Source organism: Kitasatospora sp. NPDC001095, assembly GCF_053598615.1.
Window position 1 is genome coordinate 46463 of record NZ_JBSFKQ010000034.1, and the last position, 12783, is coordinate 59245.

Consider the following 12783-nt stretch of genomic DNA (forward strand, 5'->3'; position numbering starts at 1 on the left):
CGCCCGGTCATGACGGCTCCCGGTTGAGGTACCTGTCCAGGTCGACGGCCGGGGCCGGGCGGGCCGCCGCCGGCCTGCGCGGCCCGACCGGGGTGCGCTCGGCGGCCCTGACCTCGACCCGCCCGATCTGGACCCGCACCACCCGCTCGACGGGCCGCTGCCGCCCGCGGTCCCCGCTCCCGGGCGCGTGGCCCAGGGCTGCCGCCAGGGCGGCCCGCCGTCCGGACGCCGGTGCGACGGCGGGCCGAACCGGTACGGGCGGTACCCCGGCAGCCCGGGGGGCGGCCGTCCGGGACGGTGCGGTGCCGGGCGGCGCGGTGCCGGCCGGCGGGGCCGCCGGGCGGGCGGCCCGGGCCCGCACCACCGGCTCGACGGCCGGCGCGGCGGCGGGGGCGATCGGCGGCGCGACCAGCAGCGGCGTGCGTGGCGGCGGAAGGACGGGCGCGGCCGCCGGCCGGTCGTCGTGGGCCGCCGTTCGGGGCGCTCCCTCGATCGGGGCCGGACGCGGTACCGCCGTCGGCCGGGGGAGCGGCGCGGCAGCCGGCCGCACGTCCGGCCGGTCCGGGGCGGCCGACTCCCCGTCGACGTCCGGCCGGGCCGGACCGAGACCGTCGATCCGTTCGAAGGGCCCGGGCAGGCGCGGCCGCACGCGCACCACGGCCTCGGGCCCGGCGTCGGACCCGGACCCGGTCCGGTCCCGGGCGCCCTTCGCGACCAGGCGGTCGAAGTGGTCAGGCATCTGCACACAGCTCCAGGTAGTAGCGGCGCCGCAGCGGGCTGAGCGCCAGGATCTCCGCCTCGCTCCAGCCGTAGGCGGTGGCCAGGAGATGGACGTCGAGCAGGGTCGCCCGGGCCCAGTCGTCCAGCTCCTCCCAGAGGTAGGAGGCGATGTCCAGCTCGGCGAGGACCTGCCGGCCGCACTCGGGGCAGCTGAGGTTCAGCCGGACGTCCGCGCACGGGTCGGCCGCGGCGGCGGTCTCGGCGATGCGCCGTTGGAGCGGTTCGGGGAGTTGCCGGGCGGCCACCGGCTCCCCGCCGTGCTCGGCGGTCAGCACGCACCGCTCCAGCAGGACGGCCCTGCCCAGGCCCGCGGGGGCCTGTTCGGCGGCGGCCACGTCACCGGCGGTGGGCAGCCGGAAGCCGACCCGCCAGCCGTCCAGTTCCACCCGCAGCGGTCCGGCTCGGCCCGGCCGGGCGCCGTCGCCCGACTCCGCGGCGCCACCTGACTTCGCGATACCGCCCGACTCCGCGGCGCCACCTGACTTCGCGATACCGCCCGACTCCGCAGCGCCCCCCGACTTCCCGGTACCGCCCGACACCGCCGAACCGGCCAACTGGCGGGCGTCGAAGGCGAACTCCATCTCCTCCGCACAACCCGGACAGCCGGCCCGCACGTTCAGCTGCTCGCCGAACAACTCCACACGCAGGCCGAACAGTTCGGCGTCCCGCTCGCCGAGCGGTACGGCCAGCAGCTCCGCCGTCCCCGCCCCGGGGCGGGCGACGGTGTGCAGCAGCAGGGCCCGCCCGCTGCGGCCCGCCGCCAGCCCGGCCTCCCAGGTGGCCAACAGGGCTGCCTGTCCGGCGAGTTCCATCGGTCCCCGCTCAGGCCGGCTGCTGGAACGACGGTTCTTCCGGTTCGGGCGTCTCGTCGTCCCGCTCCCAGCCCTCCACCTCCAGTTTGAGGCTCTGGATCGCCACCGCGTTGGCGTTGGCGTCCAGTTCGCCGAGCACCTGGTACTCACTCGGCCAGGCGCGGTACAGCTTGTGGGCGACCGCCACCTGTCCGGCCTCGTTGAGCACCTGGATCACCAGGTCCTTGCGGAAGTCCCGGAGCGAGACCTCCGCCCCGCGGCCCGCGCCGACCATCCAGACCTTGTTGGCCCAGCGGTCGAACTCCGGGTCGTGGGTGACGCCGCGCTCCAGGGTGACCGCCTCGAAGTCGGTGCGGCCCGGCGACTTCCGCGGCGCGCTCGGATCGCCCCCGCTGCGGTGCTTCACCACCTCGGTGGTGCGCTTGAGCGGGCTGACCTTGCTGACCCCGGCGACGACCCGGCCGTCCCAGACCACCAGGAACTTGAAGTTCTTGTAGGGGTCGAACCGGTGCGGATTGACGGTGAACTCGACCATGGAGATCCTAAACCTCGAACTGTCCGGCGAGCTGCTCGATCTTGACGATCACGAATTCCGCCGGCTTGAGGGGCGCGAATCCGACCACGACGTTCACCACACCGCGATTGACGTCGTCCTGCGTGGTGGTGTCCCTGTCGCACTTCACGAAGTAGGCCGAGCGCGCGGACGTGCCCTGGAACGCGCCCTGCTGGAACAGCGAGTGCAGGAACGCGCCCACGTTCAGCCGGATCTGCGCCCACAGCCGCTCGTCGTTGGGCTCGAACACGACCCACTTGGTACCGCGGTAGAGGCTCTCCTCCAGCATCAGCGCGAGGCGTCGCACCGGGACGTACTTCCACTGCGAGCCGAGCACGTCGGCGCCGGCCATCGTCCGGGCACCCCACACCACCGGGCCCACCACCGGGAACGTCCGCAGGCAGTTCACCGCGAGCGGGTTCAGCAGGCCGTTCTCCCGGTCCGTCAGCGGGACGGTCAGCGCGCGCACCCCGGGCAGGCCGGCCTCGGTGCCCGCGGGCGCCTTCCACACGCCCCGCTGGCCGTCGGTGCGGGCCATCACGCCGGCGATGGTGCCCGACGGCGGGAAGCTGCGCAGCCGGCCGGTGAGCGGGTCGACCAGCTCCAGGTGCGGGAAGTAGAGCGCCGCGTGGTCGCTGCGCACCGAGTCGAAGGCGGACAGGCCCGTCCGGGCGGCGTCCAGCGTGGTCCACGCCTGCGGCGAGTCGACGATCAGGAACATCCGCTTCTCCGCGCAGAGCGCCTGGGCGGCCGAGACGACCGTGACGGCGTCGTCGACGTCGGTGTAGCCGGCCAGTTCCGGCAGCACCAGCAGGTTGACGTCCTGCACGTCGCGCAGGGCCTGGATGCCGGTCTTGGCCGCCTCGCTGCCGATCAGGTCGGTCAGGCCGGGGGCTCCGCCGTCCTGGCCGCCGGCGAGGGCCAGGACCGGCGGGCTGACCGAGCCCTCCAATCCGAGGTTGTTGGCGGCCTCGCCGAGGAAGCGGACCACGTCGGCCGGATCGGTGGAGCCGGCGACGACCTGGAGCTGTCGGCCGAACACGGTCACCCGGGTGCCCGCGAAGACCCGGCTGCCCGGGGCGTCGGGCAGCGCGCGCAGCTTGCGTTCCAGCAGCAGGGCGAGTTCGGGGACGGTGGTCGGCGCGGCGCCGTCCACGGCCGGGTCGTGGATCCGGACCGTCCGGGACACGTCGCCGATCTTGACCTGGATCTCGTGGGTGAGGTCCGGCAGGGCGGCCGCGAACGGCTTGGAGACGGTGCCCACCGGGTCCGGCCGGCTCCCCGCCAGGACCTTCACCCGGACGACCGTCGAACCGTCGTTCACCACCGTCTCGGCGAACCGGGGGCTGGTGTCCCGGACCGACAGGTCGGTGAAGGACTCCCGGACGGCGCCCGAGGTGTCGAAGACCTGGAGGTTGAAGGTCTCGGCCGGGGTCGGCGTCCGGTAGTCCACGGCGACCCGCAGCCCCGCTCCCCAGAGCCCCGGCTCGACGGCCGTGACCTCCAGGGCGGGGGTGGCGGTGGAGGTCTGGGTCGACTGGAGCGTGACGCCCGCGGCGGCGCCGGTACCGGCCGCCGCGACCCGGACGACGACGCCGACCGAGCCCCCGTTGAGGAAGAACTGCTGGACGGCGTAGCTGACCGGGCTCTGGCTCGCGAGCCCGCCGAAGCGGCGCTCGAAGTCCGCGAAACTGGTGACGGTGACGGGCTGGTCGAGCGGGCCGCGCCGGGTCGCCCCGACGAAGGCGGTCACCGAGGTGCTCACCGCGGTGATGGTACGGACGCCGCTGGGAAGCTCTTCGATGTAGACGCCCGGGTAGGTCGGTGTCGTCGGCAAATTCCCCCTCCGTTCACTTCGTGCATCAAGGGACCCGGGAAAGTGACTCGAACCGGATTGCGGGCACGCCGCACGGTCCCGATGCATTGGTGGCAGGCTCAGTCTCATATTCTGGTGACTGGGCGTCAAGACCCGAACAGAAAAGGCAAATTGTATTACTGCACCAATTGGCAGGGGGCGCACAATTGGCGACTTCGCGCCCCCTGTCGATGCCCGGTGCGGCGGGTCAGCCGCCCTCGGGAAGGTTCCGGTAGTCGGGTCTGGCCGCCGGGGGATCCGTCGGCGCGGGTGTCGGGGCGGGCGGTGCCGGTTCGGGCGGCGCGGGTGCCTGCACGGGTGCGGGTGTCGACGCGGGCGTGGGCTCGGGCACGACCGGCGGAGTGCCCGCCGCCGGCGCGGTTGTCGGCGCGGGAGCCGGCTCGGGGGCCGGCTTGGGAGCCGATTCGGGTTCCGGCGCGGGGTCCGGCTTGGGGGCCGCCCCTGGGCCCGATCCGGGGGCCGTCGTCTGGTAGGAGGGCGGCCGCGCGGCCCCCAGGAACCAGCCCCAGGACGCGCCGAACCGGTGCTCCAGGAACCGGAACGCCGCGTAGTAGGCCGTGCCGAAGCCGGTGACCAGGGCGGAGGTGGCGGAGGCGTTGTCCAGGTGGATGCCGAGCCGCGCGGCCTGCACCACGAGGAAGGCGACGACGTAGGGCACGCACGTGCGCCACAGGGACAGGGCGAGTTGGTACATCGGTCCTCCTCGACCGACGTCAGTCGGCGACCGTGAAGCCGTGCGCCTGGCCGAGCCGGGTCAGCGAGTTGATGCCGGGGATGCCGTCCGCCTGCTGCCCGCTGTACCCGTACCGGCGCTGGAGGGCGGAGTAGGCGTCGATGGTCCTGGTGCCGAACGAGCCGTCGGCCCACTGCCGGTCGAGCAGCCCCTCGGCGACGAGGGCCCGCTCCACCGTGTACACGTCGTCCGCGTGGGTGGTGGCGCCCTGGGGCGCGTCCGGGTCCTGGCGGGCCGCCGCGACCACGTTCGACTTCGACACCTGGGCCAGCGGGACCGCTCCGCCGAGCAGCCGGCGCAGCGAGGCCTCGCCGGGCACGCCGTCCGCGTCCCCGCCGGAGTAGCCCAGACTGCGCTGGTAGTCGGCGTAGTTGAGGGTGTCGGCGTCGGTCCAGTCCGGGCCGGGGCCCTGGCTGTAGTGCGAGCCGAAGCCCGCCGCCGACAGCGCCTCGCCGACGAGGGTGACCTGCGGACCGTGCGCGCCGTAGCCGTACGCCAGCCCGCCGACGCTCTTCTGGTACCGGGCCGGGGTCGGGTCCGGCTGCGGCGCCGGCCGCTGGGGCGTGGTGACCACCGTCCCGGACGGGCGCGGCGCACCCGACGTCACCCAGGCGTACAGCGCCGGGCCGGGGCAGTCGGTCGAGTAGCCGTCCCGGTGCCCCTTGATCTCCGGACCGGCCGGGCCCTGCCGCTGGCAGTACTCGATGGCGTCCCGCAGCCCGTTGAGCTGCTCCGGGGTCGGCTCGGTCGACCCGGAGGAGCCGACCAGTCCGCACACCGCGTAGTGCGCCTCGTTGAGCGGCACGTCCCCGTTGGCACTGTTGCGCCGGTTCAGGCCCCGGCCCTCGAACACGACGCCGTGCTCGCAGACCACGAAGCTGTAGCCGATGTCCGACCAGCCGTCGTCGTCCATGTGCGACGCCTGGAGGCGCCGGACGTAGGCCGGGCAGGAGTCGTGGGCGGCGAAGGTGTACGCCGTGCCCAGGTAGTGCACCTTCACCCCGGCGCGCGGACCGGCGTACGGGATCGAACCGTTGGGCTCGCGCCAGGCCCGCGCGCCCCACTGGTCGCGGCTCACCAGCTGCAGCCCCGGCCAGTCGGACTGCTGCGGCACGGGGTCCGGCGCCGGCGTGGGCGGCTCGGGCGCCGGGGCCTGGCCGGCCCCGGCCCACGCCTTCAGCTCGTCCAGCGAGCCGTTGAACACGTTGGTGTCGAGCGGGTCGTCGGTGTACTGGTGGAAGCGCCAGGACGCCTGGATGCGCGGCGAACCCGCGGACACGTAGTCCGCGATCCACAGGAAGTCGCCCGCGTTGTCGTCGGTCCGGAACCAGTAGTCCCGGTTGGTGTAGAGCCCGACCAGGTGGTCCGGGTAGCGCTGCTTGACCGCCGCCAACCACTGGTTCTTCGCCGCCGTCGCGTCCCCGTCGCCGACCGACTGCCCGTACGGCTCGAAGTCCAGCACCAGCAACTCACCCGCGGGGATCCACCCCACCACCCGGCAGAAGTGCTCCACCTCGCCGTCGACCGGATTCTCCACGTGCAGGAAGTGGTAGTGCCCGACCACCAGGCCCCGCCCCCGCGCGTCCGCGACCTTGGAGGCGTACCCCGACTGCTCGGTGTGCCCGCCCTCGGTGGCCTTGATGAAGACGAAGTCCGCATCCCCCGGAATACCCGACTGGAAGTCGGAGACGTCATAACCCTTCGCGTATGCCATCAGGAAGCTTCCCCCTTCGCGCCGATGGCAGCCACGGCCGACCGGCCCCACGCGGGGGCACACGACACCGGCCAGAGCGTCATGTTCCACTCCACAGTACAGCCGAAGAAAGGTCAACTCTCTTGTTTTACAAGGATCTTGAATTTCCGGAGAATCCCTCGCGCGGCCGTGCCACTGGCAATTCCACCGACGAGTGAGGGAACGGTGTTGGTTCGCCACAGGACTGCCATCCGAATCCGCCGGAATGGCCTCAACCGGATGCGAGCTGCTTCCCCATCCTGTCGGCCGCGCGCCCCTCGGACCACCGGGGCCCCGCAGTTCAGCCCCGGAAGCCGCACCTCCCCTCGCCGGCGGAATCCCGCAGCACCGGCGGCAGCGGCTTCCCCGCAAGCCGCGCGGCGCCGCTGCGCCGCGGGCACGCCGCACGACGAGCAACCCCGCGAGCGCGCGGGGCCGACCCACCGATTGCCCACCGGTCGTCCTTGAGGCCGGAGCAGCCCCCGCGAGCGCGGGGATAGTTCCGATGGGAACGGCTCTATGGACCCAATGCGGAAGTCGGCCCCGCACGCGCGGGGATAGTTCCACGCTCGATCCGGTCGCGTCCCAGGACATCGAGTCCGTCGGCCCCGCACGCGCGGGGATAGTTCCTGCCCTACGCCGCCCAAGCCCAGCTCCCGTCACCCGCCTCGCCGGGTCGACACGACGGGCCCGACGGTGCGCCCCAGGTTGCGTGGGCATCCGGCGGCCCCGGACGGACGCCCCACCCCACCCCGCGAGCCCAGCGCCAGCGCCCGCGCCCTCCCCCCCCGGGCCGCCGTATCGGTGGGATGACCGATGTGCCGTGGTCGGGTGCGCGGCGATAGTCCTCGGGAGGGCGTTCGTGGGTTGGCCGCGGTGCGCCCGGTTCCTGAAAGGGCTTTCCATGGGCACGCACGCGGATCTGGTGTTTCTCAACGGACGGGTGGTCACGGTCGATGCGGACTTCTCCGTCGCCGAGGCCCTGGCGGTGACCGGCGGGGTCATCAGCGCCGTCGGTCGGCGGGACGACGTCGCCCCGCTCGTCGGGCCCCGTACCCGGGTTGTCGATCTGCGGGGGGCGACCCTGCTGCCCGGCATCAACGATTCCCACCTGCACGGGTGCGCCTTCGGTATGGCGACGCCGCCGCTCTCCCTCGACCTCGGCCACCCCGCGGTGTCCTCGCTCGGGGACGTGGCCGAGGCGGTACGGGAGGCGGCCGGCCTGGCCCCGGCCGGGCAGTGGATCACCGGGCACGGTTGGGACACCGGCTTTCTCGACGAGTGCCTCCTGGAGCCGTCGCGGCAGCCCTCGCGGCACGACCTCGACGCCGTCAGCCCGGACCACCCGGTCGTGCTGTACTCCTTCTCCGGACACGCGACATGGGTCAACTCCAAGGCCCTGGAGCTCATCGGGATCGACCGGCACACCGTCGCGCCGCCCGGCGGAGCCATCGTCGTGGACGAGGCGGGGGAGCCGACCGGGCTGCTGCACGAGGGGGCGCAGGACTTCGTCCAGAACGCGCTGCCGCCGCTCAGCCGGCAGGAGCGGACCGACGCGATCAGGGCGACCCTCGCCACCCTCGCCCGGCTCGGCGTGACCAGCTACACCGAGCCGGGGCTCGGCCCGGGCGGCGAGGGCATCATGCGGGGCGCGCTCGGGGCGGAGACCCTCGACGTCTACCGCGAACTGCTGGCCGACGGTGAACTGACCGCCCGCGTCGGCGTCCTGCTCCTGCCGACCGGGATGGCGAGCACCACCGAGGAGTTCGCCCGCGGCCTCGCGGACCTCGGCGGCGGACCCGGCGACGCGGATCCGCGCCGCCTCGCGGTCCACGGGGTCAAGGTCTTCGCCGACGGCGTCGTGCCCAACAAGACGGCCTGGATGCACGAGCCGTACGTCGGCGGCGGCTGCGGTTCGCTGTGCGTCGGCGGCGACACCGACACCGAGCGCACCGCCGGGATCGCGGCCATGATCCGGCTCGCCCACAGCGCCGGGCACCAGTTGGGCGTCCACGTCACCGGCGACCGGGCCATCGACACCGTCGCGGACGCCTTCGCCGCGGCCGTGGCCGAGTACCCGCGGCCCGACGCCCGCCACTACGTCATCCACGGCGACTTCCTCACCGCGCACAGCATGCGGGTACTGGCCGCACACGGCTTCGGCGTCAACATGAACCCCACCATCAAGTGGACCGTCGCCGACATGGAGGAGGAGTTCGTCGGCGCCGAACGGGCCGCCTACGCGTGGCCCTACCGCGACGCCATCGACGCCGGTGTGCGGGTCGCCAGCGGTTCCGACGCCCCCGTCACACACCCCGACTGGCGCCAGGGCCTCGCCACCATGATGCTGCGCGAGTCCAAGGCCGCCCGCCGGGTGAGCGGCCCGGAGCAGCGCATCGGCCTCGCCGAGGCGCTGCGCACCTACACGGTCGAGGCGGCCTGGCAGGACTTCGCCGACGACTGGAAGGGTTCCCTGGAGCCGGGCAAGGTCGCCGACCTGTGCGTGCTCGACGGGGACCTGCTCGGCGCCGACCCGCGTGACATCCCGGCGATGCCCGTCGTCCTCACCGTCATGGACGGGCGGATCGTGCACGACGCCCTTCGCGACTGACGGACGCGATCGTCGCACTCCGGGACACCCCCAGCACCGGCAGCGGCTGCGGGGCGCCCCCGCTGAGCTGGGCGTCGTACCTGTGCACCGCGGTCTCCTGGGCCCGGTGCCGGGCGACACCGCCGGACGTCTGCGGTGACTGCGGCGCGGGCCACCACGTCCAGCAACCGCTCTCCGGTCCCGCCTCGCGCAGGGCGCTCGGCAGAAGCTGCGTCGACGCGGCCGGCCAGGCCGGCAGGGCCTCACGCTCCCGCGGTACTTCCAGAGCGGCGCGCGCAGCGGGGGCCTCGACCGGGGGAGGGTCGGCAGGCCCCGCGCCGACGGCGGCGGCCCAGAAACGGTCTCCCCACCCAGGTGCTGCACCAGATCGAACAGCGTCCACCCGGGGCAGGTCGGCACCTGCGCGTCGAGACCGGCGCGGCGGCGACCGCGGCGCGGAAGGCGGTCGACCGTTCATGCTGCCGCTCGACAGGTGGGGCTGCACCCAGTGCGGCTCGACCTGGGCCTGGGCAAGCAAGGAGGGCCGACGGCATGCCACTCTGCGCCGAGTGCCGCACAGGGGAGGCGGCCATCGAGGACCGGGACGTGAATCCTCCGCGACCGTGGTGCCTGGAGTGTGCCATCGCCCTGGTTGCCGCAGGTGATCCCGTACTCAACTACCGGGGGACCGGTCGGCCTGGAGCTCGGGTACGGCAACACCGGCCGCCCGGAGCACCGCTACCGGACGACCTGGCGGAACACCCCGGACGGCTCCGGGGCACCAACCCGCCAGCGGTTCGTTCGGCTCTCCAGCGGCTTCGGGCGTGCGCACCGCCGGGCTGGGTGGCAGCGTGGAGGAGGGAGCCGGATACGCGGGGACGGCCTGCATGCACAGAGCGGACAGCCACGCCAACGGGGGGACGGAACCTGGCGGACCGGGGGAGTACCGGTCCGCCGGGGGGCGGTCACGCTCGAAGCTGGGGACGCACAGTGTCGCCGGGCAGGTGTTCCTGTGGCTGTTGGTCGTCGTGGTGCTGCTGGTAGGTGCCGGGTTGACGGCGCTCGTCCTGCAGGCCCGCGGCAACGCCACGAGTGACGCCGTGCACCGCACGCGCGCCGCGGCCGTCACCATGGCGCAGGCCCCCACGGTGGCGGCCGCTCTGGACAGCGCCGACCCGACCGCGGTGCTGCAGCCGCTGGCCCTGGCCGTCGCGAACAAGGGCGGCTTCGACTACGTCGCGGTCGCCGGCCCCGACGGGAAGCGCTACGCGCAGACCGCCCAGCCCGAGCTGATCGGGAAGCACCTCATCGGCCCGTACGAGCAGGCCCTCAACGGACCGATCACCACCAGCTTCATCGCGCCCATCGGACGGGTCGTGGAAAGCAGCGCGCCGGTCACCAGGCCGGACGGCTCGGCCGCCGGCCTGGTCCAGGTCGGCTACACCGTCGCGCACGTGAGCAGTGCGGTGAGTAGCCAGTTGCCGGTGCTGTTCGGCGGTGCGGCCGCCGCGCTCGCCGTGGGCACGGGCGGGGCGGTGCTGGTGCGCCGGCGGTTGCGCCGCCAGACCCACGGCCTGGGCCCGGCCGAGATGACGCGGATGTACGAGCACCACGACGCGGTGCTGCACGCTGTGCGCGAGGGCGTGCTGATCGTCGGCGGGGACGGGCGGGCGCTGCTGGCGAACGACGAGGCCCGGCGGCTGCTGAAGCTGCCGCCCGAGGTGGAGGGGCGGCCGATCACCGAGCTCGGGCTCGATCCGGGGCTGGCCGAGCTGCTGGTGTCCGGGCAGGTCGCCACCGATGAGGTGCATCCGGCCGGGGACCGACTGCTCGCGGTCAACAACCGCTCCACGGCGCCGTTCGGCGGTGGGCCCGGCAGCGTCGCGACGATCCGGGACACCACCGAGCTGCGGGCGCTGGCCGGGCAGGCCGAGGCGGCCCGGAGCCGGCTGCAGCTGCTCTACGACGTCGGGCTGCGGGTGGGCACGACCCTGGACATCGTGCGGACCGCCCAGGAGCTGGCGGATGTGACGGTTCCCAGGTTCGCGGACTTCGCCACCGTCGAGCTGGCCGAGGCGGTGCTGCACGGTGACGAGCCGCTCCCCGGCACGGGCGTCGCGGGAGGCCCGCGGATCCGCCGGGTGGCCGCGGGCGGCATCCGCGAGGACCGGCCGTTCTACCCGGTGGGTTCGCAGATCAGCCCGCTGCCCGGCACGCCGGAGGCCACTGCCATGGAGAGCGGGCGCGCCACGCTGGTTGCCGACCTGCGTCAGGCGCACGTGTGGCGGGCACGCGACCCGCAGACCGCCGACCGGATCCTCGCGTACGGGGTCCACTCGCTGATCTCCGCGCCGCTGGAGGCACGCGGCCAGCCCCTGGGCACGGTCAGCTTCTGGCGTGCGGGGCGGTCGGAGCCGTTCGGGCCGGAGGATGTCGCCTTCGCCGAGGAGCTGATCGCCCGCGCGGTGATCTGCGTCGACAACGCCCGCCGCTACACCCGCGAGCGCCGGATGGCCGAGGCACTGCAGCGCAGTCTGCTGCCCCGGGGACTGCCCGAGCAGAGCGCCCTGGAGACGGCCTACCGCTACCTGCCGGCGCTGAACAGGGTCGGCGGGGACTGGTTCGACGTCATCCCGCTGCCCGGTTTCCGCGTGGCACTGGTCGTCGGCGACGTCGTCGGGCACGGCCTGCACGCCGCCGCGACCATGGGCCGACTGCGCACAGCCGTTCTCAACTTCGCCGCCCTCGACCTGCCCCCGGACGAGTTGCTCGCCCGCCTGGACGAACTGGTCGCCCGGCTCGACCCGGACGTGGAGGGGGCGGGAGAAGGCGACGTCGAGGGCCAGGACGAGGGTGAGGGCGAGCGGACGGTCACGGGCGCCACCTGCCTGTACGCGATCTACGACCCGGTCTCCGGACACTGCACCATGGCGCGGGCGGGTCACCCACCGCCCGCACTGGTCCGCGCCGACGGCGGCGTGGAGTTCGTCGACCTGCCCGCAGGGCCGCCACTGGGCGTGGGCGGCCTGCCCTTCGAAGCCACCGAACTCCAGCTGGCACCCGGCGCCGTTCTGGTCCTCTACACCGACGGACTCGTCACCAGCCGTGACCGCGACCTGGGGACCGGACTCGCCACGCTGCGCCGTTCCCTGGCGAACGCCCACGCGGACGCGTCCCCGGAGGAGATCTGCCGGGCCGTGTTCGACGCGGTGGCCCCGCCGAGTCCGAGCGACGACATCGCACTCCTCGTCGCACGCACGCAACTGCTCGCGCCCGACCAGGTGGCCACCTGGGACGTACCCGCCGACTACGCTGCCGTCTCCCGCGTCCGCAACGCGTGCACCGACCAGCTCGCCGCCTGGGACCTGGAGGAACTGACCTTCACCACCGAGCTGATCCTCAGCGAACTGGTCACCAACGCCATCCGCTACGGCACCGAGCCCATCCGCGTGCGCATGCTGCGCGACACCAGCCTGGTCTGCGAGGTCTCGGACGGCAGCAGTACCGCCCCGCACCTGCGCTACGCGGACACCACGGACGAGGGTGGCCGGGGCCTGTTCCTGGTGGCCCAGCTGGCCGAACGATGGGGGACCAGGTACACGGCACGCGGCAAGGTCATCTGGTCGGAGCTGCCACTGACCGCACCCGAGTTCCGGTTCGAGGCGATGCTGCTGTGACCGGGGCTCCGGATGTCACTGGGGCAAGGG

The 12783-nt window shown here is 73.6% G+C and carries 8 protein-coding genes and 1 pseudogene; 2 read left to right on the forward strand and 7 right to left on the reverse strand.

All coding sequences use genetic code 11. The features are described from left to right. Nucleotides 1-7: 7 nt before the first annotated feature. The 6 genes from ACWDBB_RS24810 to ACWDBB_RS24835 all read right to left on the reverse strand — a co-directional run bounded on the left by ACWDBB_RS24810 (nt 8) and on the right by ACWDBB_RS24835 (nt 6468). Nucleotides 8-739 carry a hypothetical protein gene (locus tag ACWDBB_RS24810; protein WP_449791693.1) on the reverse strand — a complete coding sequence of 244 codons (732 nt, stop codon included), beginning with the start codon at nt 737-739 and terminating at the stop codon, nt 8-10. After that, entirely contained in the window at nt 732-1592 is an 861-nt protein-coding gene (locus ACWDBB_RS24815; RefSeq protein WP_449791694.1) for a hypothetical protein, read from the reverse strand. The genes ACWDBB_RS24810 and ACWDBB_RS24815 overlap by 8 nt, the downstream gene beginning before the upstream one ends. Nucleotides 1593-1602: 10 nt before the next feature. Continuing rightward, complete coding sequence (locus tag ACWDBB_RS24820) at nt 1603-2127, reverse strand: phage tail protein (RefSeq protein ID WP_392870870.1); 525 nt, start codon at nt 2125-2127, stop codon at nt 1603-1605. A gap of 7 nt (nt 2128-2134) precedes the next feature. Beyond that, nucleotides 2135-3982 carry a phage tail sheath family protein gene (locus ACWDBB_RS24825; RefSeq protein ID WP_449791695.1) on the reverse strand — a complete coding sequence of 616 codons (1848 nt, stop codon included), beginning with the start codon at nt 3980-3982 and terminating at the stop codon, nt 2135-2137. A 226-nt stretch (nt 3983-4208) separates the two neighbouring features. After that, nucleotides 4209-4715: a hypothetical protein gene (locus ACWDBB_RS24830; RefSeq protein WP_449791696.1), complete on the reverse strand. Its 507-nt coding sequence runs from the start codon at nt 4713-4715 to the stop codon at nt 4209-4211. A 19-nt stretch (nt 4716-4734) separates the two neighbouring features. Further along, nucleotides 4735-6468, reverse strand: a complete 1734-nt coding sequence (locus ACWDBB_RS24835; RefSeq protein ID WP_449791697.1) for a peptidoglycan-binding protein — start codon at nt 6466-6468, stop codon at nt 4735-4737. A 922-nt stretch (nt 6469-7390) separates the two neighbouring features. On the opposite strand from ACWDBB_RS24835, the gene ACWDBB_RS24840 reads away from it, so the two are divergent. Next, nucleotides 7391-9097: an amidohydrolase gene (locus tag ACWDBB_RS24840; RefSeq protein WP_449791698.1), complete on the forward strand. Its 1707-nt coding sequence runs from the start codon at nt 7391-7393 to the stop codon at nt 9095-9097. A 37-nt stretch (nt 9098-9134) separates the two neighbouring features. Here ACWDBB_RS24840 and ACWDBB_RS24845 read toward each other — a convergent pair. After that, nucleotides 9135-9585, reverse strand: a pseudogene (locus tag ACWDBB_RS24845) (maleylpyruvate isomerase N-terminal domain-containing protein); the annotation flags it as partial. A 378-nt stretch (nt 9586-9963) separates the two neighbouring features. On the opposite strand from ACWDBB_RS24845, the gene ACWDBB_RS24850 reads away from it, so the two are divergent. Beyond that, nucleotides 9964-12753, forward strand: a complete 2790-nt coding sequence (locus ACWDBB_RS24850; protein WP_449791699.1) for a SpoIIE family protein phosphatase — start codon at nt 9964-9966, stop codon at nt 12751-12753. Nucleotides 12754-12783 lie beyond the last annotated feature (30 nt).